We start from the raw sequence: 25,823 nt of genomic DNA on the forward strand, positions 1-25,823 counted from the left end.
TGCCGTGTGTGGATTATCGACGCGCGAGTGTACTCCAGTTCGCCAGCGCTTCCCCAACGGCGCCGGGCGCAACGCCCGACGCGATGAGCGCCGCCACCAGAAGCCGGGCCTTGAGCGCCGAGAGCCAACCGGCCATGTGCGCGCCGCGCCGAACCAGGTCGATTTCAGCACCGACATACCCATAGGTTTCACACGCCGTCGGCCCGCTCGCCGCACGACTGGCGACCACCACCGGCACTTGCTCGGCCAGCGCACCGATGCGCTGCGCGAATCCAAAGGAGACGTGTCCCGCGCCCTGCCCCGCAATCACGACGGCCTCGTAGCCGCCCTTCACCGCCAGCTCCGCCAGTTCGCCGTCATCGCCCAGCACGGCTGCCACCAGCGCGACCTTCGGCCACGCACGCACGGGTCGCGTAAGGGCGTGCGGGCGCGCCTGGCGTGCATGAAAGAACGCTGGGCCGCCTTCGACGAGACGTGCGGCGACGCCGCCGTCGCGCGACACAAACGCCTGCACCGCGAGCGAATCGCCCTTGCTGACCCACCGCGCGTAATGCGCCGTGTCGTTCATCACGACGAGCACGCCGCGCTCGACGCTCTCGGAATGCACCGCCACCCTGACGGCCGCCAGCAGATTCGCAGGACCGTCCGCGCCTGCGGCCTGCGGCGCGCGCATCGCCCCCGTGAGGATCAGCGGCGCGGGCAGTGTCCAGAACAAATCCAGCAGGAAGGCCGTTTCCTCGAGCGTGTCGGTGCCCTGCGTAAGCACGACGCCCACTGCCCCTGCCGCGACCTGTTGCTCGGCCCAGGCGAGCGCCTCCATCAGGTCGTCATAGCGCAGCGACGCGCTCGGCAGTTGTCGAAGCGATGCCGTCGTGATCATCGCCACGTCGGACAATCCGGGCACCGAGCGGGCCAGTTGCGCGGCGTCAAGCGTGGGGACGACGCCACCGGCGGCGTCTGAGGGGGTCATGCTGATCGTGCCGCCAAGCGAGGCGACGGCAACCACGGGAAGCGAATTGGGCATCGGGGATCGGTATCTGATTTCAGTCGATATGCATTATGCATTATATATAATCGACACTCGTCAGCATGCTGTCGGCCAGATACGGCTATTCGTTGATGTTTGTGGCGACTGCGGTGGGCGCGTGTTGGCGATGCTGTGCCGGTGCGGTCAAGGGCTGGACCGGAAGGGGGACGGCGCGATGCCAGGACGCATCGGCCTGATTCGACGTGAAGCGCCCGCCCACCGATGCGGGGGCGGGCGCTTCACGCCATTTAGCAGTTGCCCTTCTTCGCCTGTCCCGGCGGACAGAAGCCATTCCCCGGGCCGCCACGCCCGCCATAACCGCCATCGTCAGGAAGATAGACGGCGCAACTTGCCAGCAGGACCGTGGTAGCGACGAGCAGAAAGGAGAGCTTGCGCATTGGGGGGTATCTCCGAATGATGTGTCGTCATTCTACCCGTGACCTGTCTCGCAAGCCCGCGCGTGACGGGGACTGCTCCGTCACGCGAACCGATAACGCCGATGTCCGTGCGTCAGGCTCAAGCCACCTCGGCCTTTCCGGTCGGTTGTGTTTCATCGCCCTTGCGCGTCAGCAACAGCAGCGTCGTCACGCTGATGAGGGTCAACACGGCGAGCGGCATCAGCGCGAGCGAATAGCTGCCCGTCGCGGCCTTCACCCATCCGTAGACATTCACCATCAATCCGCCGCCAAGCAGGTTGGCGATGGCGTTGACGGTGGCAAGACCGGCTGCAACCGCACTGTTCGAAAGCATGTCGGTCGCCAGTGCCCAGAACGGGCCTTTGAACGAGTACGCACCGACCAACACCGCGCAGAGCATACCGAGCGTCGGCACCAGCGTTCCGCTCAACGAAGTGCCAAACAACCCGAGACCGATCAGCAGCATCGGCACGACCGTATGCCAACGGCGTTCGCCGAGCCGGTCCGAACGGCGGCCCCAATACACCATCAGCACGGATGAGAGCGCGTAAGGCACGGAGTTCAGCAGGCCGGTCTGCATGACGGTGAGGCCGAACGATTTCAGCAACTGCGGCTGCCAGACGGACAACGTGCTGCCCGCCGCCGAGGCACAGGTGTCGACGAGTGCCAGGCACAGCACGTAACGGTTGCGGAAGAGCTTCGTCAACGGCATCGACAAGACCTTCTTTGGCGCCTTGTGCTCGGCGGCGAGCGTGCTCGCGAGCCATGTCCGCTCGTCCTCATTTAGCCATTTCGCGTCTTTCGGCTTGTTGGCCAGGAAGAACAGGCAGGCAATGCCCAGCAGGATCGTGGGCACACCCTCGAGAATAAAGAGCCAGTGCCAACCGCGCAGACCGGCGATACCGTCCATCTGAAGCAGTAGCGCGGAAATCGGCGAACCGATGAAACTTGCTGCCGGAATGGCGACCATGAACGTTGCCACGATACGCGCGCGATACGACGTCGGAATCCAGTACGAGAGGTACAGCAGGACCCCCGGGAAGAAGCCGGCTTCGGCCGCACCCAGCAGGAATCGAAGAACGTAGAAACTCGTCGCGTTGTGCACCAACGCCATCGCCGCCGACACAATGCCCCACGTGATCATGATGCGAGCGATCCAGAGTCGCGCGCCATACTTCTGAAGCGCGAGATTGCTCGGCACTTCACAGAAGAAGTAGGAGATGAAGAACAGGCTGCTACCGAATCCGAACACGCGCGCCGACATGCCAAGATCGTGATTCATCTGGAGCGAGGCCATGCCGACGTTGCCTCGGTCGATGAAGGCGAGCAGGTAACACACCATCAAGAACGGGACGAGACGCCACACGACCTTCCGTACGGTCTGGCGCTCGATCGCGGATTGCTCCCTAACACCCGTGAGTTGCATCGTTGTCTCCCAATTTATTGTGCACCGGAGCGCTATTGTCTGAGTCGTTGCGTGGCGATAGCGGACACGCCCGCGGCGGCCAGTACGGTGTCCCATACGGCAGCCATCGCCGCGATGGGTGTCCCCACGCCTGGCGCGTCCGACGCCGTTATGAAAGCGTCGTTCCGCGGGTTTCCGGCGCGAAGAAGACGACGATCGCAGCGGCGATGAAGGCGACGATCGTCGTGGACAGCCCAAGGACAAAGCCGCCCGACGTCGACGCTAGCGCGCCGATGACCAGCGGTGCGATGAAGCCACCAAGTCGTCCGCCGTTGTAGGCGAGTCCCATGAAGAAACCGCGCTTCGCGGTGTTTCCGATGATTTCTGCGAGGAACGGCCCGGCGCCGGCAAAAATCCCGTTGACGCTGAACCCCGTGAGGAATATCGCCGCCATGAGCAGCATCGCGTTCGACGACAGGATGTACACGAGCACAGCCCCCGCGCCCACCAGCAGATAGGCCAGGAACATCGGACGGCGACCAAGGCGGTCGACAAAGGCCGAGAACAGCAGGAACCCCGTGATGGCGCCGAACTGAAGCGCGAGCACAAACTTCAAGCTATGCACGAAGTCGATGTGTTTCACCGTGACGAGGAATGTCGGCGTCCAGGTGAACACACCCCAGTAGAGGTATTGCAGGAAGAAGATGAACGTGAACGCGAGCAGAAGACCGCGAACGTTGAGCTTCTCGTCGCCCGCCTGGGTGCCACTCGAGGGCGTTGCGCTCGCCTGCCGCCGCTCGAGCCAGATGGGCGACTCAGGCGTCTTGCGTGCCACCCAGAAGAGGATGAAGAACGGCAGCGCGCCAATCAGGAAAAGCAGACGCCAACCGCTGTCGACAAGACCGCCGTACGCGGCGCTCACGATGCCGGAAATCGCAATCGCGAGAATGGCGCCGATGGGCAGCCCCATCTGCATAAGCGCCCCACCCTTGCCGCGACGGCTCGCATGCCAGGTCTCTGCAATGAGGGCTGCGCCGGCAGTCCATGTCCCGCCCATGCCCAACGCCCCGAAAAAGCGCAGCGTCGCAAACCAATGCTCGTTGGGCGCGAACGCCAGCAAGCCGGAAAACAGTGAGTAGATGCCAATGCACAGCAGCGCCGTGCGCACGCGGCCCAAGCGGTCGGAGACGTAGCCGAAGAGAATGCCGCCGACGATCTGCCCGGCCGCCGTGATGCTGGTGAACAGGCCGAGCTGCGCCTTGCTCAATCCAAACTGAAGGGCCAGCGTCGGCAGCAAAAGCGAGAGCAGGAACGAGTCGTAGCTCTCGAACGTCCATCCCAGGCCAGCCAGCGAGAGCGAGCGCCATTCGCCCTTGGTGATCGCCTTGTAGCCGCTCCCGTGTCCCGTATCGGTGAGGCTTGCCTCGGAGAGGCTTGCACTAGTCTTCATTCTTTGTCTCCTGACATATCTAAGCGATAAACTGACGCGGCCGTGCGGCTGAACAGCGCCGCCTTTTCATCGGCCGACATCGCACTCGCCAATCTTTTAAAGGCATTCCACAGAACGCCGTAGCTGAACATCCCCTTGTCGACGGGGAAATTGCTCTCGAACAGGCAGCGGTTCGCACCGAAGAGGTCGAGGCAGGTGTCGAAATACGGCCGCCATGCGGCGGCGAGCATGTCGGACGACGGGGGCAATTCGTTTGCGGCAAACCCGAAACCGAACACGCTCAGGCCCGCACCACCCAACTTGATCACGGTGTTCGGCAGACTGGCCAGTCGCGCCAGCCCGCGCGTCCAGCGCGCCCAAACGTCCTCTGCGGTGTTGGCGTGAGGCCCAACGCCCAGGGGGCCGCCAAAGTGATCGATGACGACAGTCACCTCCGGTGCACTCAGCGCCAGCGCATACAGCTGATCGAGTTGCGTGTGATAAACCCAGGCATCGAGCGACAGGCCGTACTTCGCGAGGGTTCGCACGCCCTGCTGAAACGCCGGGTTTTCCATGAGGTCGCGCGGCGGCGTGACGGGACTGGAACTGACCGCAGGACTCTCGTGCCACGCGAGCGGATTGCGAATCCCGCGCAGCCTGCCCCCGGACACCTGCAGCATGGCCTCGAGTACGCCCTCCAGATGCCACCCCAGCGTCAGGTCCGCGCCCCCGACGATGGCCTGGCAGACCCTCGTCGGCCCGTAAGCCCCACTGGCGAACATGGCCGCGACACCGTTGGCGAACTCGACTTCTCCGAGCGGTTTCATCGGCTCCGGACCATCGCGTCGGAGCATCGATCGACACTGGACATAGACCGTCGACACAATGCGGTGCCCGCTCGCGACATCCTTGCCGAATTCATCGGCGAGATACCGCCCGGTTTGACGGTCCCAGAGATGGTGATGCGCGTCGACGATGGGCAGCGCCGGTTCGAGCGCGGCTTCTTCGCGCAAGGCCAGCCACGCTTCGCGAACCGTCAGGTGAGGCGCATGGACAATTTGCATGGCGCGGTCCCCGTCAGCCGTTCGAGCGCATGCCGTTTGCGGCGTCGACCGGATCGTGTCCGGGATCGGACACCGCTTCGCCTGCGTTCGCCCCGGGGTCGGCCAGCCATGCCGTGGTCAGTGCGCCCACCAGCAAGAAGGCCGACACAGCAATCAACGGTGCGGTGAAGCCGCCCGAGAACTGCTTGAGCGCACCGATCATCGAGGGTCCGACAAACCCACCGAGATTGCCGACCGAGACGATCAGCGCGAGGCCACCGGCGGCGGCGCGTCCTGTGAGGAAGCCAGACGGAATGGCCCAGTAAGTCGCCTGGAACGCGAGAATGCCGCTCACGGTAAAGCTCAGCGCAATCAGCTTGAGCACCGGCGCGTCGACGAACGTGCTGATGCAAAGCGCCATCGCCGCGACGCCCAGGGCGCCAGCGACATACGGAATGCGGTGCTTCGCACGATTCGCGACGCGCGCCCACACGATCATGACGACCGCACCGATGGCGTACGGAATCGCGGTCAGCCAGCCCACCACCGAGTGCGCAACGCCAAACTGCTTGATGATCTGCGGCATCCAGAGGCCGACACCCAGCGACCCCACGATGCCGCAGAAGTTGATGAACGCCAGCACGTAGACTCGCCAGTTCGTCATGGCGTCACGCAGGCTGCTGCCATGCTTGGTCCCGATGTCGCGCTGCTCGTGCGCGATGCGCCGCTCCAGGAGCGTTCGCTCGGCCTGCGTCAGCCACTTCGCTTTCGCCGGCCGGTCGGCCAGCACGAAGAGGCAAACCACACCGAGGACCACCGCTGGCAGGCCTTCCATGAGCAGCAGCCATTGCCAACTGCGCAGACCGTGCAGGCCGCCCAGTTGCAGCAACGCCCCCGAAATTGGCGAGCCGATCATGTTCGCGACGGGAATGCCGACGAGGAACGCGGCGGTGACCTTCGCGCGCCATTTCCCCGGGAACCAGTGCGTGAAATAGAGATAAATGCCGGGCGTGAAGCCCGCTTCGGCGAGGCCGAGAAGAAAGCGCGCGGCCGCGAAGCTCTTGGGGCCGACGACGAAGGCCGTGGCCATCGAGAACAAGCCCCAGGTAATCATGATGCGCGCGATCCACACGCGCGCGCCGACCTTCTGCATGATGAGATTGCTCGGGATTTCGAAGAGGAAATACCCGATGAAGAACAACCCTGCGCCAAGGCCAAACTGTTCTGCGGTCAGCCCCAGATCCTTGTTCATCGTTAACGCGGCGAAGCCGACGTTGGTTCTGTCGAGGTAGCTCACGACATAGCAGAGAAAGATGAAAGGCAGAATCCGCCAGAACGCCTTGGCAAGCGTTCGCTCGCTCGCGGCATACTCGTCGCTCGCGAAGTGCTGACTGTGCGGCGTGTCGCACCCGGTGGCGGCGGGCGCGGCGGTGATGGTTTGCGAAAGGGTCATGCTTGCTCCTCCACCGCACTACTTATGGTGCGATATCGATATAGGGGGCACCGGGCAGACCACCCGGTGATCAAACGTCAGGACTTCGTCTTCGCCTGTTTGGGCAACGGCCCGGGAATCGTCATCTCGGCTTTCAGCACGGTGCCCGTGACCGACTCCGTCATGAACAGCGTTTGCATGTCGGGGCCACCGAAGCACAGATTCGTGAGCGACGCCCCTTCCGGGCTGATGAGTATGACCTCCGGCTCGGCGCGGTGGTTGAGCCCCCATGCGCGACCGAGGCCCGGATTCGCGATAAAGAGCCGCCCGTTGACGTCGACCGTCAGGCCATCAGGCCCACTGGGGCCGTAAGAGGTGAAGAACTGGCCGACCTTGCTGACCGAGCCGTCGGGCTGCAATGGCACACGCCAGACGCAGTTGCCCCGCGTCATGGCGACGAAGAGGACCTTTTCGTCCGGCGAGAGCACCAGCCCGTTGGGGCTCGGGCACTGGCTCAGCAGCGTGTCCAGCTTGCCGTCTGGCGAGAGGCGATAGACGCGGCCCGTGGGGTCGTGCAGGCCGGTCTGTCCCTGATCGGTGAAGTACAGGTTGCCGCGCGAATCGAAGGTGAGATCATTCACACCGCGAAAGCGCTCGGTATTGCGACGCTCGAGGTACGGACGAACCTCACCGCGCGCGATATCGAGCAGCATCAGGCCGTTGCGATAGTCGGTGATGAGCAGATGCGCGTCGTCGAAACGCTTCATCCCATTCGGTTCACCGTCGTACTGCACGACGAGATCCCATTCGCCCGAGGACGAAATACGGAAAATGCGCCCGTGCGGAATGTCGGTCACGAACAGGTAGCCGGCCGGATCCCAGACGGGTCCTTCCAGGAACGAGTCGGTGGCCATGCCGCCGCGATTCGCTAGCGCCCAGTCGGTCTGGACATCGGGCTTGCGGAACCGCACCGGCATGCGCGTGAAGACTTCCGCTTCGCGCACTTCGGGTGTTGTGAGAAAGAACATGCTCTGCCCTCCGGATTCGAACGCTAGGCGGCGTCGCGCGCCTGTGCGTTGAAGACGGCAAGCACGTTGGCGGCAGCGCCCTTCCCCATGTTCACGTAAGCCGCGTCGCTCACGCCGCCGATGTGCGGGGACAAGATGACGTTGGGAATGCCCTGGAACAGATGGGGCATGGTCATCGGCTCGACATCGAAACTATCGAGACCCGCCGCACGCAGTTGCCCGCTGGCGAGTGCCTGCGCGAGCGCCGCTTCGTCGATGAGGCCACCGCGCGCCGTGTTGACGAGAATGGCACCCGGCTTGAAGCAGCTGAGCGTTTCGCGGTTGAGCATCTGGCGGTTCTCAGCGGTGAGCGGACAGTGCAGCGACACGACGTCCGACGCCGCATACAGCGCCTCGAGCGACACGAGCTTGACGCCTTGCGGTGCCTCTTTCGCATACGGGTCGAACGCCACGACCGTCATCCCGAATGACAAGCCCACGGCGGCGACCCTGCGCCCAATGGCCCCCAAGCCCACGAGACCGAGCGTGCGGCCCTCCAGTTCGACCGACTTGTGCGTGGCCTTGTCCCAATGGCCAGCTCGCAGGCGAGCGTCCAGATGGGGGACCGCCTTGGCGCAAGCGAGGATGAGCGCCCAGGCATGCTCGGCGACGGCGGCGGCGTTCGCCCCGACGGCGGCCAGCACGGCGATACCCCGCTCCTTTGCCGCCGCTTGGTCGATGACGTCGATGCCGCTGCCGTGCTTGGAGATCACGCGCAGATTCGCTGCCGCGTCCATGATCCGGGCGTTGATCTTCCCGTAGCGCACGATGATGGCAACGGGCTTGTGGTGTTCACACAGGGCGACGATGTCGTCTTCCGTGGGCTGCTTGCCCGCGAAGATCAGCTCGAAGGCATCGAGCATGGCGATAGCTTCGGGGGCGAGGTCAGCGGCGGTGACCAGCAGAACCGGCTTTTGCGTTACGGCAGTCATTACAGCGTCTCACCTTCGGCCAGCATGCCGGCGGCCCGCAATTCCTTCTCGACCCACGCCGGACGCAACTGCTCGCCGCGCAGAATGCCGTCGATGCGCGCCGTTTCTGCTTCGAGCTTCTTTTGCGCCAGATCGATGATGCGCGCCACGTCCTGCCGTGCAATGACGACGACGCCATCGGCATCGCCGACCACGAGGTCACCAGGATTCACCGCGGTGCCGCCCAGCGAGATGGGCGAGTTCACCAGGCCGGCCACGCTCTTGGTCGGGCCGCACGGATTCAGGCCTGCCGAGAAAATCGGGTAGTCGCCGTTGGCGAGTTCGTGCGCGTCGCGCACGGCAGCGTCGATGATGATGCCCGCGATGCCGGTCGCCTTTGCCTGAGTGGCCATGATTTCTCCCAGCAGCGCGCAGCTCACGTCGCCCTTGCCGTCGACCACGATGACGTCGCCCGGCTGGGCGATCGCCAACGCGGCATGGATAGCCAGATTATCGCCCTGGCGGACTTCGACAGTAATGGCCGGACCCGCGACTTTCATCTTGGGGGACAGCGGTTTCACCCGCCCGTGCACCGTGCCGCGACGGCCAGCGACGTCGGCAAGAATGGCGGCCTGATACTTGGCTGCCGCCTCGACAAGTTCGGGCGAGACGCGCTCGATGTTTCGTTGGATGGAAGTGCCTGCGGGAGTCGTGCTCATAATTTGACCTCAAATGATGCGCTGTACGATGTACAGAGCTAATGTACAGAGTGAAATAACTATAAGACAGGCGACGCATGACCGGCACTAGCGTTTACCCCTTTACTGGGTAAATTGTCGCTGTACCATGTACAATGACATCTATTTGACAGGGGAACGGGATGGGGAACGACGGGGTCGCCGCAGTCGAGAAAGCGCTATCGCTGCTCGACTGTTTCAAGCCGGGTGCGGAATCGCATTCTCTCGGTACGCTTTCGCAGGCGACCGGGATGCACAAGACGACCGTGTACCGACTGATGAACTCGCTTGAACGAATGGGCTATGTGGTGCGCTCGTCATCGGGCAACTATGCGCTCGGCCATCGACTGCTATATCTGGGCAAGCTGTTCGAGCAATCGTTTCACCTGTCGACGGTGGTCGAGCCGGTGTTGTTTGATCTGGCTGCGCTGGCGAAGGAAAGCGCATCGTACTACGTGCACGAGAATGGCAACCGGCTTTGCCTGTTCCGGGTTGAGCCGTCCGAGGGGCTGCGCGAGACGCGCCTTCCGGGCACGTCGCTGCCGCTGGACGACACGGCCATCGGCCAGGTCATTCGGTTCTGGGGGTTGAACGAGCCGCTGTACGAGCAACCGCCGACGATCCCCATCTTCACGTCGGGTGCGCGCGACGTGCATACCGCGGCGTTTGCGACGCCGGTGTTCGGTACCGATGACAAGTTCATGGCGGCACTCACGCTCTCCGGTCCGGCCTCGAGACTGAATGCTGCGCATGAATCCGGCGAGCTGGTGGTCCCGCAATTGCGCGCCGCGGCCGATTTGTCGCGGAAGCTCGGGGCGAGTGCCGCGTTTTGCGAGCGGTTCTACGGCGTATGAGCGCGGTGGGACGTGGGATCCTTGTTGACGCCGGCAGCGCAATCAAATGCGCGTGTGTGGTGCCGGTGGATGCCCGCCCCCCCCTTTCTGGCGCACGACTTACGCAAAACAATGTATTGCCCAATAGCGAGAGCGGATAACGATATGCTTTGACATTCCCGATCCGCCCCTGTATTGTGGGCCTCGAAATATTCAAGAAGCTCGATTGCTGATCACCATTTTCCGCCTTGTCTGCGCGGTACTCGTTGTCCTCTCCTCTTCCTTGAAGTTTTTGTCGCTCCGCGGTGGAGCTGTATTTTTTTATTTCAAGGATTCAATATGGATACCGGTACTGTTAAGTGGTTCAACGATAGCAAGGGCTTTGGCTTCATTACTCCTGACGCTGGCGGCGATGATCTCTTCGCTCACTTCTCGGAAGTTCGCGGCGATGGATTCAAGACGCTCGCGGAGAACCAGAAGGTAAGCTACGAGACGAAGCGTGGCCCGAAGGGCATGCAAGCCTCGAATATCACCCCGCTGTAACGTATTTCAAGGGCCGGTCTTCCGGCCCTTTGCTTGTCTGCCTCACGCGCGCGCTTCCTCGCGCAGCGACGCTCCCCCCGATCCGATCGCCACACCTCAACGCGCGCATCGTTTGTCGTTTAGACACAATCCGTCTCCCCCCAACTTTCAAATTGTCTTGCTTGTATGGCGCGAATGCCATGTGTGCGCTCGACAATCGCTAATGCAAAATATCGAACATCACCACCAATACAACGGCTACTCAATTTCCCCATCCGCGCACCAACTATCGGACGGCTGGTTTGCGGCCAACCTCGTGCTCGTCAGAGGCGGCCCCCTGGACGCCGATCCGGTTTCGTACAATTTCTACGCGCTCGACTATTTCGACAACGAAACGCAGGCGCTGGGACACGCCACCACGTGGGCGCGCGACTGGGTCGACAATCGCGGCTAGACCGCATTTCGATTTCGCAGCGGATTGAGTCAAAAAGCAAAAAGCCCTTGACGCCACCGTCGCGGGCTCACTGACTTCGTTTCACCGCCTGGATACCCGAGCACTCAGAAGTCCCAGATGATCGGCACCCGACGATAGGCGTCCACAAAAACGTGGAGATCCACCGGAAAAGGTTCGCTCAGTCCGGCCGGCGTGTCCGATTCAACAACGGGTGGCGAGTCCCTGGCGACCCTCATCGCGAGCGCGACATTGCGGGTGGAACATGCATGTCTACACAGCAGACGATGGCGTCGACGCCAGCATCGTGCTCGCTCAGATAGACGTGCCCCACGCCACTGTCGAAATAAAGACTATCGCCTGGCGCCACCCGAAATTCGCTGCCATTTTCAAACTGCAGCAACAAACTGCCTGACAAAACAAACACGAACTCTTCGCCCGCGTGGCGAATATAGTCAGGAAAATCTTCCAGCTTGCGCGCGCGAATGTGTGCACGCATCGGCACCATGCGCTTATTGGCAAGGTCGGAAGCGATCATGCCATAGCGATAGTTGGAAGTCTCGTATATCGTTTGCTTTCCCGCTTCAGTGAACGATGGACTCATCCCTGCGCTGAGTTCGGCGTTGCCATGCCCGAAGATGGCCGAGTAATCCAGGCCGAGTGCACGGGCAAGCGCGCCAAACTTGTCGTAGGTGAGCGCAATGTCGCCGCGCTCCGCCTTTGAGATGGTCGATACAGCGACGCCTGAGCGCTCGCTCAACGTCTTGAGTGTCAGCCCGTTCTCCTTGCGCGCGCTTCGCAGCCGGGCGCCCACCGTTTCATGACTGACCTGGCCGTCGTCGCGCTTCTGCTTGCCTGACGACGCAGGCTTCTTTGGTGTAGATGGCGTCATAGGACTTTCACTGAGCGTGTACGGTCCAGACAATACGAACCGAACACATGAAACCGATTGCGTTGATTTTTTGACATTTTCTCGTATACGAGAACTTAAATTCTCATATATGATAACCGGAACAGTCACGGACGCCTTGCGTCTGCGTTGACCGACGCATTGTCATTCTTCTCCGAGCCCAAAAAATGAACAAAGAAATCACACGTTTGCATACCAATGTCCGCATGAGTCAGGTGGTCATTGCGGGGGGTGTCGTATATCTGGCCGGGCAAGTGCCGATGACGCAATACGCCACGATTCCCGAGCAGACGAACGAAGTCTTGACGCAAATCGATGGGCTACTCGCCGAGGCGGGCATCGACAAAACACGTCTTCTGACGGCGAACATCTGGCTTTCCGATGCTCGTTATTTTGACGAATTCAACCGCGTATGGGACGCCTGGATTCCGCAGGGACATGCACCAACGCGCGCGTGTGTTCAATCGCTGTTGATGAGAGCCGGCTTCGACGTGGAAGTTGCCGTGACGGCGTTGGCCTAGGCCGTGCGACATTTGCCAGGCGACATCCACGATTTGGCGTTCACGACGCCATTGCGAATCGGTTGACCTATTCAAACTGTCCACTGTGGCATTGCGACGCGACCACGCGGCTAGCCACAGCAATGGGATAACGACAGTGTCTCCATCATGAAATTCGATGTTCTCGTACTCGGCGCCGGGATCGTCGGCGTCTCGACGGCTATCCATTTGCAGAGCCGTGGCCTTTCGACCGCGCTCGTCGACCGCAGCACGCCCGGTCGGGAAACGTCATTTGGCAACGCCGGATTGATACAGCGTGAAGGCGTGTATCCGTACGCGTTTCCTCGCGACATCGGAACGCTGCTTCACTATGCGCGGAATCAATCCACGGATGTGCGCTATCACCCGTCGGCGCTGCCGAGCATCGCCCCATTTCTCGCACGATATTGGCATCACTCCGCGCCGCAACGCCATGCCCGCATCGCCCGTCAATACAGCACACTGATCGAGCATTGCTTGACCGAGCACCAGGCACTCATCAAACGTGCGGGTGCGGATGATCTGCTACGCGAAGGCGGGTGGCTTAAGGTCTTCCATCGGCGTGATGCGTTCGACGCAGCGCTTCTCGATGTCGAGCGCTGGCAACGTGAGTACGGCGTACCGTTTGAGCGACTCGATGCAGCGCAACTTCAGAAGGATGAGCCGTCGCTCTCGGCAACGCTCATCGGCGCGATTCGCCATACGGCTTCGAGTTCGATTCGCGACCCAGGCGAATTGGTTGCCCGCTATGCTCAGTACTTCACATCGATAGGTGGGCACATCATGCGCGGTGATGCGACCACGTTGAAGCCCCATTGGCGCGTACAGACCGTCGAGGGGGAAATCGAAGGTCGGCACGCCGTCGTGGCCATGGGGCCTTGGTCCGACACGATTACGCGTGCGCTGGGTTACCGGCTGCCGCTGGCGGTCAAGCGCGGCTATCACCGGCACTTCCTGCCCGACATCGGTACAAAACTGAATCAGCCGGTATTGGATGCCGAGAGCGGCTTTTTGCTGGCACCGATGAACCAGGGAATTCGTCTGACAACGGGCGTCGAACTTGCGTTACGCGATGCACCGCGGACGCCCGTTCAGCTAGCGGCCGTTGAACCTCTGGCGAGACGGCTGTTCCCGCTGGGAAAAGCGGTTGAATCCGAGCCATGGATGGGTTGTCGACCGTGCACGCCCGATATGCTGCCGATCATCGGCCCGGCCCCCCGGCATCGGGATCTTTGGTTCGCCTTCGGTCACGCGCATCACGGTCTGACGCTCGGCCCCGTGACCGGGCGTCTGATTGCCGAGATGCTCACTGGCGCGCCGACGTTGGTCGACCCTTCTCCATTTCGTGCCGATCGCTTCTGACTCGGTATCGCTTCGCCGCCCCACTCGAGATGTGCCGCCGCCAGGCGGCACATCAGTCGAAAAAAAGCCCTTCCAGAAGAAGGGCAAACTTTGCCGGAGTTTTGGCGATTCCCGGCAAAATATTGGGTCAACCTACGCGTGATCGATTGGATTGATCTGTGGCGTCGCGGCGCCACCCGATCAGACGAACGGATTTTCGACGCGAGGCCAGTACTCGAGGCTACGGCGTCGATAGGGGAGTTTTGCGAAATCGGGGGTCAGTGCGCCAGGGGCTGCAACGTGAAGAATCGCTTTTGCCCGGGGGGCAAATTCGGCATGGAAGTGCTGTGTCGACTTCACGATCACAAGTCGCTTCGCGTCCATCGCAACGCCTATGCCGGTGAATGCGTCCACACCAATGACTTGGGTTCGTACGGAAACGAGCACGATGTCCAATCCGTTTGGCCCTTCAACCCAGACCGAACGGCCCAGTGGAATCGACATGCCGCCAAGGCTCTGCGAATGCGTATCATGCACGGCTCGAACGGTGACGCGCAGGTCAATGGGGTCGCCTGAAGCGGCACCGCATTTGCCACCGACGCGAAGATCCAGCGTGGCGCCGACGCCGGCGTCCGCGCAGATTTGAATGGCCCCCAAATCCCACAAGCAACCCAGGGCAACATCGGAAATGCATCGCTCGACGACTCGCCGAAGGATGAAGGTGCTATCGCCAGGGGCGCCACCACCGGGGTTGTCGGCAACATCTGCCAGGACGACCGGACCGAGGCCGACGGCCAAGGCGGCGTCGAGCCCTTGATCCAGGTCATACCATTTGGGCTGGACGTCATGTCGCATTGCCCAGAATTCACTCCCGAGTTGCTTCGCCAACGCACCGGCGCGCGCCGGGTCACCGTCCGCAATCACCCAAAGCTTTGCGCCGGCCTCGGGGACATCGCCCCAGGGGAATCCATGGCCCAGCGACACAGAGAGAATGCCGTCGCGCCCCTCGAACGACTGCATTCGTCGCACAAAGCCGGCCATGGGTTCCGATGTGGTGTGCCAAGCGCCCACCATCCGGCAATCGTGCACGGCGGTTACCGGGGTGACCTCCCCCTCGGCGGCTTGTGTGACAAGTCGATAAACTTCACGCAATCGGTCGATCGCATCGGTATGCGGATACTCTTTATAGGCGATAAGAATGTTGGCCGCGCACTGCATCAGCTCAGTGAAGTGGCAATGCGGATCAAGCGTCGCGGCAATCGGTACCTCGGGGCCGACAACTTCACGAATGCACGCGAGCAGGTCGCCTTCGCAGTCGTCATGATTCTGCGCCACCATGGCACCGTGGAGCATGAGGACGACAGCGTCGAGCGGTAGCGCTGCGCGCACACCGGCGACGATCTCGTCACGCAGCGTTTCATAGACCTCTCGAATGACGGGGCCCGACGGCTGCGCCTCGGCGCTGAGCCCTTCGGCGATTTCGTTTCCGTCCGAACGGGCGAGTCGCCGAAGTTCCGCCATCAGATAGCCCACGCCTTCCGGCGCGCGAATGCTGGCGTCGCCCCGGAAAATCCCATTTTCCTGAAATCCCCCCCACCCGGTGGGGCACGGCGCGAAGGTGTTGGTTTCTGTAGCGAGTTGTGCCGCGAAAATCTTCATGGTGAGTCCAGATGTGTGAAGAAGCGTGTCCTTCACACTGTATTTGGACCTCGTTGCCTGATTGTGAGCAGTGTGTATCCACATTGACACAGAAGCGGGTGCATTGTCTGCGAAGCGCTCGCGGCTATCGCCTTGGCAACACGACGCGTGCAATCAGCCCAACGTCGCTGCCATTGAGCAATGTCAACGTGCCTCCATGTCGCTTGACGACATCGTTTGCAATGGCCAGCCCAAGTCCGGTACCACCGGTTTCCCGATTACGGGATTGTTCGAGTCGAAAGAACGGCTCCAGCACCCGTTCGAGATCTCGTTCCGGGATGCCGGGCCCGCGATCGACGATGTTGATCTGCACTTGCTCATCGCCATCGACCAATTGAATATGCGCTTCGCTTCCATAGCGAATCGCATTGGCGACCAGATTGGTCAGGCAACGTTTCAACGCCAAGGGCTGCGCAAGCATAGGCGCGATCGCCCCGTGAACGGAGACCTTCTGCCCACGCTCCATCGCGTCTTCCGCGATGGCATCCATGAGCGCGTCGATGTCAATTGGACTGAACGCTTCGGTCACGGCCTCATTGCGTAGAAACGAGAGCGTTGCGTCGAGCAACTGCGTCATTTCGTCGATATCGGCAACCAATCGATCGCTGAACTCCGAGGGCTCAAGCGTCCGTAGCCGCAGACGCATTCGCGTAAGCGGCGTGCGCAGATCATGCGAGACGGCGGCAAGGAAGCGATTGCGATCGTTGACCTGGCGCCGTATGGCCGCCTGCATCGAGTTGAAAACACGAGCCGCCTGCCGCGCTTCAATCGGGCCCGCTTCCGGGATCGGTGGCGCGTCCATATTGCGAGACAAGGCTGCGGCCCCTGCGGCCAGCGACTTGAACGGTACCGACAGCATTCGCGCACCGACCCAGGAAGAGAAGAGCAGCGGAACGATCTGCACGGCAGCGGCGATGCTCAACTGCAGTCCGGTCGACATGCCGGGGGGCGCCTTGAACGCCGCTGCGGAGTACACCGTGTACATCAATATCGCGGTGCCAGCCTGTGTCAGCGCCACCATGACGAGCATGACAAACAGTAGCCGATAGAACGCGGAATCGAACGATGGCTTTTGCATGATGGTTGCGGCGGGTGCCGTGAAAGAAAACGCGAACATGGTCGCTATTATCCGGCGCCTATGTAGCCGCTTCGTCAACAGATTGTTTCAGGACGGAAACATCCGGGAGGGATCACCGCTCACCTGGATTGTGCAGCAATGGAAAGCCACGGCCGGTGGGTCTATGTTTCACGCGAGATACAAAGTCCACATGAACCAGAAATATCGCACAAATAACGTTGAAGCCAGAGCTAAGACTCGAATCAGCGTGGACATCCCTCGCTACACGATCCATACCGCGAAGGCGATTGTGACGGCCGACGTGCGGAAATCTCGAAGGAGACGACAGTGGCAATCAGACAGCATCGCAGGCAAACCGCAGTCACTATGCGCCGATTCAGGCTTAGGCCGAGCGGGGGCACCTGGTTGGTGGGTTCACTGCTGGGGCTTGCGTCAGCCTATGGACATGCGCAAACGGTCGCACTGCCCAGTGCGGCTTCGGCGGTGAGTGCCGAGGCCGAGAGCGCCAAATCATCGGCTGACACTAATGCCGGAACGAACGGCAACGCGCAAACCATGACGCCAGCGTCAGGCAAAGACGGCGCGACACTCAACACTGTGGTGGTGACCGCAACACGTCGCCGTGAACCCGCGCGCGAAGTGCCTATGCAGATCAATGTCATTTCGGCTGACGCATTGCAGAAGAGCGGCGCGAAAACGATGTCTGATTATCTTTCGTCGGAACCTGGGGTGGACCTCAATTCCCAAGGCGGAAGCGGCGCCGGACAGATCAGCATGCGCGGCGTGACGACCGGGGAGCAAACCGGTCCGACCGTGGGTGTCTATGTCGATGACGTCGCCTTCGGTGGGAGCACGGTCTTCTCGCAAGGCGCGACGTTCGCGCTGGACATGAGCCTGCTCGATCTGAATCACATCGAAGTGCTGCGTGGGCCGCAGGGCACGCTATACGGCGCAGGGGCGATGGGCGGATTGCTGAAGTACGTCACCAACGAGCCGGATACGGAGGAATTCTCCGGCCAGGCGAGCGCGGGAATGTCGGCAACCAAGCACGGCGGTATTGGCAATACTGCCAGCGCGGTTCTGAATATTCCCATCAAGAACGATGTGGCTGCCGTGCGCGTTTCGGCTTTCAGCCAACACGACGCAGGTTACGTCGATGCCATCGGACCGCAGGCGGGTAGCCGAATCGACAGAGGCGATACCTACGGCGCGCGCGCGTCGTTGCTCTTGACGCCGACGAGTCAGTTCACCGTGCGTCTGAGCGCGATCACGCAAAACATCAATCGAAACGCCCCCAATTACGTTGCATACGACAAGAGCGGCCAACCCGTCGATGGCGATCTGACAACGCGAATTTATGCGCCGGAACCGTTCCATCAAAACGTCGAACTTTACTCGCTCGGCTTGGAGTACGACTTCGGATGGTCGCGCTTCAACTCGATCACATCGTATCAGTCGGTGAAGACAGACCAGCCTCAGGATCTGTCAGTGGTCTACGTGCCGGCGCTGGCCGCGCAAGGGCTCAATCTGAACTCGGTTGTCGCGATGAACCTGGCGACAACGAACAAGGTGACGCAGGAATTTCGCATGACGTCACCCGCGAACCGCCGTCTTGAATGGCTCGGGGGGCTTTTCTTTACCCGAGAGCGCAGTGAGGCGGATCAGGGCATTGTGGGTGCATTTGCCGACGGGACCACGCCTTCGCTCTCTGCACTGACGGCGCCCAGCACCTATACCGAATACGCCGCATATGGAGATCTGACCTATCACGTGACACAGCGTCTGGCGCTCACGGGCGGTATTCGCATCGCCCACAACCAACAGAGTTACAACCAAAGCACATCGGGCCTTCTGGGCGGACCGCCTCAATCGATTTCCGCACCGTCGTCCGATACCAGCAAGACCTACATGCTGACCGCCAGCTATGGATTGACCGATAACAGCAACGTCTACGTCCGCGCGGCAAGCGGCTATCGACCGGGCGGGCCGAACGCGCTGCTCGTCAGTCCCATCACGGGGCGCCCCGGCAATGGGAGTGCGACGTTTCAGCCCGATACGCTTTGGACCTATGAGGCAGGCTACAAGGCAGATTTGTTCGATAAGCGGCTTTCGTTGTCTGCAACCGCCTATGACATCGAGTGGAAAAACATCCAGCAGCTTGGCGCTCTGGAAGGTGTCAATCAGGTGATCAATGCGGGGGACGCGCGCATCAAAGGGTTCGAGTTGGCAAGTAGCTTCCGTCCCGATCGGCATTGGGATTTTGGCGCGGGGTTTTCCTACATCGACGCCAAGTTGACGCAGGGAAATGCTGCCACCGGGACGCAATCGGGTGATCCCCTGCCGAACTCCGCGAAGTTCTCGGCCACGCTAACTGGGACGTACCACTTTTCGCTCGGCACGTATGCCTCATACGTGGGTATTGCGCAACGATTCGTCGGCCGTCGCCACGCAGGGTTCGGCACCAGCAACGGACGGCCGGATTATCCGCTCCCTGGCTATGCAGTGACCGACCTCCTGGCGGGGATCGACTTCGGCAAGGCGAGTCTGAACTTCTACGTGCGCAATCTGTTTGACCGCCGCGCCCTTCTGGCCGCGGGGACTGCGTTGATGCCGCTTGGCGGGCCGGCACTGGTCAGCGTGGAACGGCCGCGCACGATCGGCGCGGTGCTCACCGTTCCGTTCTGATACGCGTTAGTGACTATTGGAGAACTTCAAATGACTTTGCAGCAGAAAGACTTGCACGCTCGCCTCGACGCGCATCTGGCGCGGTTCAATCGGAGCGACGCGCCGGGCCTCGTGGTCGGGGTCGCCCGTGAAGGACGGGCACTGTACCGCAAGGGGTTCGGCATGACGAGCCTCGAACATGGCGTCGCCAACACGCCGGCGACCCGGATGCGGATTGGCTCGACCAGCAAGCATTTCACTTGCCTTGCCGCCCTGCTTCTTGCCGAGGACGGCAAGTTGGATATCGATGCGGGTGTTCGCACGTATATGCCGGAACTGCCCGAGTTGGCGGGTGAACCCACGCTGCGCCAGTTGATGACGCACACCAGCGGCTATCGCTGTTATCTGGATTTGTCGGTGATCACGCAAGGCGTTTCCATGATTGGGCCGGGCGTGCCGCTGGCGGTCGAGCTACGGCAACGAGACGTCAATTTCCCCCCCGGGGAGCGCATGCTCTATTGCAACGGTGGATATCAGTTGCTGTCGCATATCATCGCCCGCGTGAGCGGCACGTCGTTCGAGCAGTTTCTTGAGCAGCGGATCTTCCGCGTCATGGGCATGAACGACACCGAATCCGTCAGCGACGACTTGCGAATCCGGCCGCGCATGGCCACACAGCATGTTCCCGACGGCGCTGGCGGGTATATCCGTGGGTTGTTTCCGACCGTCGATGTCTTGGGCGAAGGCGGTATCGTTTCCACGATCGACGATATGTTGAAGTGGGCCGGCCATCTTCGTCATCCGGTCAAACTGGGAAGTCCCGAAACGTGGCGTGAAATGCTGACGATGCCTCAATATTCGAGCGGGGAAGTCGGCGTCTACGCCCTGGGGTTGATGCGTTCACGGTATCGTAATGTCGAAACCATTCATCACGCGGGCGGCGTTTTCGGCGGAACATGCCAGATGCTGACGGTTCCCTCGCACGCATTGGATATCATTCTGATGAGCAACGGCGCACCGGTCGATCCCACGGCGCTTGCGACCGAGATTGTGGATATCGTCCTTGGTGATGAATTGCTTGGGTCGCCCCGACCGGTAGCGCAACTGGCTTCGGAGAATCCCGGGTTGCTCGGGAGGTATCTGTCCGTCGCCCCCCTTCAGTTGGTGGATATCGTTGAGCAGGACGGGCGTCTGCACGCAGTAACGCACAACCAGCAACATCCTCCTCAGCCGCTAATCGCGCTCGAGAGTGGGTACTGTATCGAAGACGGTGCAGGCGCGCAGACTCGCGTCATACCCCATGCACGTGCGGCGTCGGGCGAAGTGACGGCAATCGATTACATCGAATGCGGATATGCCGTCACACTGAGCCGCCATGAAGGTGCCCCACCGGTTGGGTTGGAGATGGAAGGGCTCTGTGGTCAATACTTCAGCCACGATGCCGACGCACATGCCGTCGTCTCGATTGAGGATGGGCTTCTGACGCTGTCCATTCGTGGCGCTGCGGGAGGTGCGCGTTATCGCCTGAGTCCGCTAACCCGGGATGCCTGGACCTTCGAGCCTGCCGATGCCTCGGCATTATCTTCGGGCACTGCGCTTGTTGAGCGTCGCGAGGACAAGGCTACCGCTTTTTCCCTGTACACGTCCCGCACGCGGGCCCTGCAGTTCTCTCGTATCGGATAACGTCGCCGTGAGGCGGGAACTCCAAACGTGAGTTCCCGCCGCCTGCCGATGCGTGGCGGGCGGGGCGACGCTTACGCTCAGGATTTCGCGAATAGAAGGTTTCGCGTCCGGGGGGTATTGATCGAAAATCCGTCGACATTCCGAGTGCCTGGGCGCCTGACGATAGAAATCGTTCCCCCTGTGATGGCGTTCGGCCCTCGTGGCGAAAAGCGGAAAAGATCGATGTCCACGGGAAAGACGTCGTAACGGCATTTGCCCGCTCTGCCCACGATCTCGAGTGACATGATCGCGCAAGCGTCGCCGCGAACAGCTTGTCCCGCCTCCGAACGGCGTAGCGTAGCGCGAGCATCTGCTTCTTCGCTGGCGTAGGCGCCGCTTAGGACGTCGATGTCCTCGATGCTCACCGACGCTGGCATCTCGACGCGGCGATAGGGTGTCGCGTGGCCGCAATGAGAGATGCACAACTGCTCTACTTCGTCCGGCTCGATCGCGGGTTCCCAGTGGAACAGGAATGTGCCGTCACCGCTCGACTCCAGTGCAAATTCGCCCGTATCGGTTTCGGTGGAATCGCGTTCATATAGCGTGGGAGCGCTCGGTTCCAGCGGACCGCTGAGCGTCATGATTCCGTCGCGCTCGGTGATGTCGTACACGATGTCCCCGCTCGCTTCGCGATAGGTCCCGCCTCGTCCGAGTGCGGGAACCATTCTGGCAGGTCTCGGCGCGGGGTCGCCCTTCATCTCGTCGGCCAACAAGACATCCAGTATGCGAAGTGAGAGCGTAGTTGGCGCTGAGACGGCTCCATTACTAAGCAAAACGACATCGACGCCGTGCTCGGGAACGCACAGCATTTGGCATGTTCCCCCGACGACACCGCCTGCGTGATGGACCAGTTCGCACCCGCGATATTGCGTGCGCTTCAACCCCATCATGTAATCGCTGCGCAGGCCGCTGGAGAACGTTGGCGACGAGAACATCATTTCCCAAGTGGCGCGGCTTCCCACCAATTTTTCCCCGCGCAAATGGGCGCACCATTTGAGCATGTCGTCCACGCACGAGACGACGCTGCCTTCGCCAAGAATCTCACGCAAAGGAAATATTCCCCGGTTGTAAGATCGTTCGCCGGTTTTGACGTGGCTAGCGGCCATATGGCTTTGGAGCTGAAAATCGTCGGACAGGCAGAACGTATCGTTCATGCCCAACGGTGCGAAGATTTCGGAAGCGAGGAACGATGCGAACGATTGCGCGCTGACACGCTCAATCGCCAACGAAATCAGGTGATATCCGCCGTTGCAGTACATCATCCGCTCGCCCGCTGGAAAGTTGACACTTGTCTGCCGGCGCTGAATGTCAAGCATGTAGCCGGCCTGCGGCGCCGCCAATCCGTTGGTGAGAAGCGAGATGTCGAGCGCGCAACGCTGTCCGCTTGTGTGAAACATGAGCGAGCGCAGGGACGGCTCGCCAGCGATACCTGTCAGTTCCGGTAAATAGCGGCGGATCGGTGCATCAATGTCCAGCGCATTCGCTTCCTGGAGCAGCAAGGCGGCGAGGCACGTCATGTGCTTGGTCGTCGATCCGATACGCAGCCGGGTTCGCACATCCAATCCAACCCCTAATCCCGTGTTCGCCATGCCGAACGCACGGCGTAACACGACCTCGCCGTCAATCGCGGCGGCAACGACGACGCCCGGCGCATCGCTTTGGTTGAACGGATCAAACAGCGCCGTCAGCGCTTCGCCGTCAAATCGCTCCCGAGTCGACACGGCATATCCGCCTGAATCAATTTTTCTCATGCTGCGCATCCTCGCGGCCCCAGTGGCTATCGGGGCTTAGCAGATACCCATTCCGGTATTGGAACGAGGGATTGCGATCTTTTGCCAGAAAGCAGGGCCCATCGAGATCGACCCGGTCACACAACTGTCCCAGAAGGTAGGCCGGGGCGACGCCGAGCGAGGTGCAGGGCATGCATCCAACCATTACCGAGAGTCCGAGGTCTCGAATGGGCGTAACCAGCGAAAGCGCTCGCGTGAGGCCGCCGCATTTGTCGAGCTTGACGTTGACAACGTCATACCTGCGGGCGACGGTGGCGAGATCGTCCAGATCCTGAAACGATTCATCCGCGGCCATGCGAATCGGGTACTGCATCGATTCAAGGCATTCGTCCTCGCCGACCGGCAAGGGTTGTTCGAGCAGGTCGACGCCAACTCGCTGCATGACCGGCAGCATTTGCATCATGTAGGCTTGTGTCCATCCCTGATTGGCGTCGACAGACAGTTCGACGCCAGGGCAAGCCGCTCGAATCGCGAGGAGTCGATCTGCGTCGAGCGGGCTACCGTCCAGTTTGATCTTCAATGCAACGGCGCCCTCGTAACCGCGGGCCGCCTCGGCCATGGCTCGCGCTGTATCCACACCGACCGTGAATGAGGTCCGCAACGGGCCCAGGCGTGAGCGTCCGGCCAATCGCGCGACCGTCGTATCACAACGCTGAGCGGCCAGAGACCATAGCGCCGCATCGACGGCATTTCTTGCACCGCCAGCGGGCAGCAGCTTGATGAGGTCCTCCCGCGAGATGCCGCGCTCAATTTCGGGGCGCACGGCGGCAATCTGCTCGGCCATTGCGTCCGGCGTTTCGCCTCGGTAGTAGACGCCGGCGGCCTCCCCTCGGCCTTCATACTGGCCGGATCTCAAAGACACGACTAACACGCGGGCCGCGTCGACCGTGTGACCCGCGATGTGAAAGGGCGTGACCAGCGGCCACTGTTCGATGCAGACGGAAAGTGTGCAGAGAATCGTCATGTGAACTCAGGCGTAGCGTTCGATGGCAACACGCACGGCATTGGCCGCACTGCGCATCAAGAGACAGGCCACGATGAATCCGGTCAACGCCACGGCAACGATGGCCCATATCAGACCAGAGGCGGTGCGGTGCAGGTGATCCGATATCAGGCCGATGGCCACAGGACTGCCGGACTGCATCAGCACCGTTGCCAGGACCCCGATGGCCGCCACTCTCGATCGCAGATGCGGCGGGCAAATGCTCTGCATCAAGCCGGGAAACATGATCATGCCCGCCACGACGCACATGAACTGGGCGCCAAACAGGACGTAGACATACGACACGGATGGCGCGATCAAATAGCCGAGGCTGACGACGCAGGCCCCGAGGGCGCCCCACTCGCATACGCGCAGCGGGGCGAGCACGCCGAGTCGTGTGCCAAGGCGGCGAGCGAGCAGCCAGCCGAGAAAGCATCCGATGACGCTACCGATCATCGCGGCGCCGCCCAGTCCGGCGCCGGCCGTTGCCGGCGTTGCGCCAAAGAAGCGGACGGCAACGACCGGCATCCAGCTCGTAATGCCCGCGAAGGCCATGTTGACCAATGCGATCGCACCAAAGAAGCGGATCATCATCGGCATCTCCCGGCGGAAGTATTCCCGAGCCGCGAGTCCGGGTGCCAGCGCGTTGTCCGTCGCGCCCTTGATGTCCGAATGCGCGTAGCGCGGTCGGATCAGCGCGACGATCAGCACCAGCAACGGCGCAGGTACCGCGACGGCGAAGAATGCAATACGCCACGTGGACACGCTTCCCAGATGGAACGGTAATGCGCCATGCATCGTGTCGATCCCCTGGATCAGCAACCCGCCAAGTGCCATGCCTGCACCGGCGCTCAATAGATTGACCAGGGCAAAGACGGAGTTGGCGAGGATGCGCTGACGTGCGGGGAAAAGGTCGGGAAGCAAGCCGTAGATAATCGGCATGAGTCCCGCTTCGCCGATGCCCAGGCCGATCGATGCGATGAAGAGTGTCCAGAATCCGGTCGCCAAACCGCAAGCGGCAGTCGCGGCGCTCCAGAGAAGGATGCAAAGCGCCAGAATGACACGGCGGTCCACTCGGTCCGCGAGCCATCCGATCGGTATGGCCGCCGCACCGGCAAACAGCGCGATACCGGCACCTTGCAAAAGCCCCACCTGAATGTCGGCAAGGCCGAACTCTGTGCGGATGAGTTCGGCCAACAGCACCAGCATCTGGCGATCAACGTTGGCGAAGAAGGTCACGATGACGAGGGCCAAAAGCCCTAGCCACGCCCCGACACGCGCATATCCTTCGCGGCGTGCCGTCGTTGCATACGGCGGAATTTCGGTATTCGAATCGAACATTGGAAGTCCAGTTTTAGTGCGTCAGCGCGCGAGGACACTGGCAGGGAGACAAGGTGTCATTTTGCGAAGCGCTCGTTGCCAACCAGTCCAATGCGTGTCACCCCCAGCCGTTGCGCGGACGCCATGACCATGGCGACCGACCGATAGGGGGCTTGCGCGTCGGCACGCAGGTGCAGCTCCGTCGGCGGCGTTGACGTCGCGGCTTCGGTGAGATGGGTTTCCAATTGACCACGGTCGCTGAGCGGCAAGCCGTTCCATGCGACGACACTGCTCGCATCGACGTCGATCTGCACGACGAGCGGCGGGATCGTGGGGGCGGCGTTGGAGGGCGTGGGCATGTCGAGTTTTACGGCATGCGTCTGGATCGGGATGGTGAGAATCAACATGATCAGAAGCACCAACATGACGTCGATGAGTGGTGTCGTGTTGATCTCCACCAAAATGTCGCTGTTCTCGCCAGCGCCCGATGGCATGGTCATTGCCAT

Annotated in this window: 23 protein-coding genes; 7 read left to right on the forward strand and 16 right to left on the reverse strand. The window is 61.5% G+C overall.

Translation table 11 applies throughout. The annotated features are described in order from the left end of the window. Positions 1 to 13: 13 nt before the first annotated feature. The 9 genes from BGP02_RS04650 to BGP02_RS04690 form a co-directional block, all read right to left on the reverse strand. Positions 14 to 1,024 carry an asparaginase gene (locus BGP02_RS04650; RefSeq protein WP_268566530.1) on the reverse strand — a complete coding sequence of 337 codons (1,011 nt, stop codon included), beginning with the start codon at positions 1,022 to 1,024 and terminating at the stop codon, positions 14 to 16. Between the two features lie 251 nt (positions 1,025 to 1,275). Beyond that, on the reverse strand, positions 1,276 to 1,425 hold the full coding sequence (locus BGP02_RS04655) for a hypothetical protein (RefSeq protein WP_017231954.1): 150 nt from the start codon (positions 1,423 to 1,425) through the stop codon (positions 1,276 to 1,278). Positions 1,426 to 1,543: 118 nt separating this feature from the next. After that, positions 1,544 to 2,869, reverse strand: a complete 1,326-nt coding sequence (locus tag BGP02_RS04660) for an MFS transporter (protein WP_286797987.1) — start codon at positions 2,867 to 2,869, stop codon at positions 1,544 to 1,546. Between the two features lie 148 nt (positions 2,870 to 3,017). Beyond that, on the reverse strand, positions 3,018 to 4,298 hold the full coding sequence (locus BGP02_RS04665) for an MFS transporter (protein ID WP_268566532.1): 1,281 nt from the start codon (positions 4,296 to 4,298) through the stop codon (positions 3,018 to 3,020). Further along, positions 4,295 to 5,341, reverse strand: coding sequence for an amidohydrolase family protein (locus BGP02_RS04670; RefSeq protein WP_286797990.1), 1,047 nt, complete (start codon positions 5,339 to 5,341; stop codon positions 4,295 to 4,297). The genes BGP02_RS04665 and BGP02_RS04670 overlap by 4 nt, the downstream gene beginning before the upstream one ends. Positions 5,342 to 5,354: 13 nt before the next feature. Then, positions 5,355 to 6,773 carry an MFS transporter gene (locus BGP02_RS04675; RefSeq protein WP_286797992.1) on the reverse strand — a complete coding sequence of 473 codons (1,419 nt, stop codon included), beginning with the start codon at positions 6,771 to 6,773 and terminating at the stop codon, positions 5,355 to 5,357. Between the two features lie 77 nt (positions 6,774 to 6,850). Continuing rightward, a complete protein-coding gene (locus BGP02_RS04680) occupies positions 6,851 to 7,780 on the reverse strand; it encodes an SMP-30/gluconolactonase/LRE family protein (RefSeq protein WP_286797994.1) in 930 nt (309 codons plus the stop codon). Positions 7,781 to 7,803: 23 nt separating this feature from the next. Next, positions 7,804 to 8,751: an NAD(P)-dependent oxidoreductase gene (locus BGP02_RS04685; RefSeq protein WP_261938324.1), complete on the reverse strand. Its 948-nt coding sequence runs from the start codon at positions 8,749 to 8,751 to the stop codon at positions 7,804 to 7,806. Then, entirely contained in the window at positions 8,751 to 9,449 is a 699-nt protein-coding gene (locus BGP02_RS04690) for an RraA family protein (protein WP_017231947.1), read from the reverse strand. The genes BGP02_RS04685 and BGP02_RS04690 overlap by 1 nt, the downstream gene beginning before the upstream one ends. 161 nt (positions 9,450 to 9,610) lie before the next feature. Here BGP02_RS04690 and BGP02_RS04695 point away from each other — a divergent pair, with 161 nt between their 5' ends. The 3 genes from BGP02_RS04695 to BGP02_RS04705 all read left to right on the forward strand — a co-directional run bounded on the left by BGP02_RS04695 (position 9,611) and on the right by BGP02_RS04705 (position 11,276). Then, a complete protein-coding gene (locus tag BGP02_RS04695; protein WP_017231946.1) occupies positions 9,611 to 10,321 on the forward strand; it encodes an IclR family transcriptional regulator in 711 nt (236 codons plus the stop codon). 318 nt (positions 10,322 to 10,639) lie between these two features. Further along, positions 10,640 to 10,843, forward strand: a complete 204-nt coding sequence (locus BGP02_RS04700; RefSeq protein WP_017231945.1) for a cold-shock protein — start codon at positions 10,640 to 10,642, stop codon at positions 10,841 to 10,843. A gap of 202 nt (positions 10,844 to 11,045) precedes the next feature. Continuing rightward, positions 11,046 to 11,276, forward strand: coding sequence for a hypothetical protein (locus BGP02_RS04705; RefSeq protein ID WP_017231944.1), 231 nt, complete (start codon positions 11,046 to 11,048; stop codon positions 11,274 to 11,276). Between the two features lie 232 nt (positions 11,277 to 11,508). On the opposite strand, the gene BGP02_RS04710 is transcribed toward BGP02_RS04705, so the two are convergent. Next, the gene (locus tag BGP02_RS04710; protein WP_286797998.1) at positions 11,509 to 12,165 is read right to left on the reverse strand and encodes a helix-turn-helix domain-containing protein; all 657 of its coding nucleotides are present in this window, start codon (positions 12,163 to 12,165) and stop codon (positions 11,509 to 11,511) included. A 185-nt stretch (positions 12,166 to 12,350) separates the two neighbouring features. On the opposite strand from BGP02_RS04710, the gene BGP02_RS04715 reads away from it, so the two are divergent. Both BGP02_RS04715 and BGP02_RS04720 read left to right on the forward strand, forming a co-directional pair. Further along, entirely contained in the window at positions 12,351 to 12,704 is a 354-nt protein-coding gene (locus tag BGP02_RS04715) for a RidA family protein (RefSeq protein ID WP_017231942.1), read from the forward strand. A gap of 147 nt (positions 12,705 to 12,851) precedes the next feature. Next, entirely contained in the window at positions 12,852 to 14,084 is a 1,233-nt protein-coding gene (locus tag BGP02_RS04720) for an NAD(P)/FAD-dependent oxidoreductase (RefSeq protein ID WP_286798001.1), read from the forward strand. A 180-nt stretch (positions 14,085 to 14,264) separates the two neighbouring features. Here BGP02_RS04720 and BGP02_RS04725 read toward each other — a convergent pair whose 3' ends face one another. Together BGP02_RS04725 and BGP02_RS04730 are read right to left on the reverse strand one after the other, a co-directional pair. After that, a complete protein-coding gene (locus BGP02_RS04725; RefSeq protein ID WP_261938322.1) occupies positions 14,265 to 15,722 on the reverse strand; it encodes a M81 family metallopeptidase in 1,458 nt (485 codons plus the stop codon). Between the two features lie 124 nt (positions 15,723 to 15,846). Next, positions 15,847 to 16,878, reverse strand: a complete 1,032-nt coding sequence (locus tag BGP02_RS04730; RefSeq protein ID WP_017231939.1) for an ATP-binding protein — start codon at positions 16,876 to 16,878, stop codon at positions 15,847 to 15,849. 516 nt (positions 16,879 to 17,394) lie between these two features. Between BGP02_RS04730 and BGP02_RS04740 the strand changes: the two genes are divergently transcribed. Together BGP02_RS04740 and BGP02_RS04745 are read left to right on the forward strand one after the other, a co-directional pair. Beyond that, positions 17,395 to 19,524, forward strand: coding sequence for a TonB-dependent receptor (locus BGP02_RS04740; protein WP_017231938.1), 2,130 nt, complete (start codon positions 17,395 to 17,397; stop codon positions 19,522 to 19,524). 30 nt (positions 19,525 to 19,554) lie between these two features. After that, complete coding sequence (locus tag BGP02_RS04745) at positions 19,555 to 21,186, forward strand: serine hydrolase domain-containing protein (protein ID WP_286798004.1); 1,632 nt, start codon at positions 19,555 to 19,557, stop codon at positions 21,184 to 21,186. A 77-nt stretch (positions 21,187 to 21,263) separates the two neighbouring features. On the opposite strand, the gene BGP02_RS04750 is transcribed toward BGP02_RS04745, so the two are convergent. From BGP02_RS04750 to BGP02_RS04765, 4 genes are read right to left on the reverse strand one after another with little or no spacing between them, the layout of a single operon-like run. Next, positions 21,264 to 22,976, reverse strand: coding sequence for a serine hydrolase domain-containing protein (locus tag BGP02_RS04750; protein WP_286798006.1), 1,713 nt, complete (start codon positions 22,974 to 22,976; stop codon positions 21,264 to 21,266). Then, positions 22,963 to 23,979 (reverse strand): dipeptide epimerase, encoded by a 1,017-nt coding sequence (locus BGP02_RS04755; RefSeq protein WP_286798008.1) that lies wholly within the window; start codon positions 23,977 to 23,979, stop codon positions 22,963 to 22,965. Before BGP02_RS04755 ends, BGP02_RS04750 begins: the two co-directional genes overlap by 14 nt. A gap of 6 nt (positions 23,980 to 23,985) precedes the next feature. Continuing rightward, on the reverse strand, positions 23,986 to 25,338 hold the full coding sequence (locus tag BGP02_RS04760; protein WP_286798009.1) for an MFS transporter: 1,353 nt from the start codon (positions 25,336 to 25,338) through the stop codon (positions 23,986 to 23,988). A 56-nt stretch (positions 25,339 to 25,394) separates the two neighbouring features. After that, a complete protein-coding gene (locus BGP02_RS04765; protein ID WP_286798010.1) occupies positions 25,395 to 25,823 on the reverse strand; it encodes an ExbD/TolR family protein in 429 nt (142 codons plus the stop codon).

Origin of the sequence: Pandoraea sp. 64-18 (assembly GCF_001899225.1) — a bacterium.
GTDB classification, from domain to species: domain Bacteria; phylum Pseudomonadota; class Gammaproteobacteria; order Burkholderiales; family Burkholderiaceae; genus Pandoraea; species Pandoraea cepalis.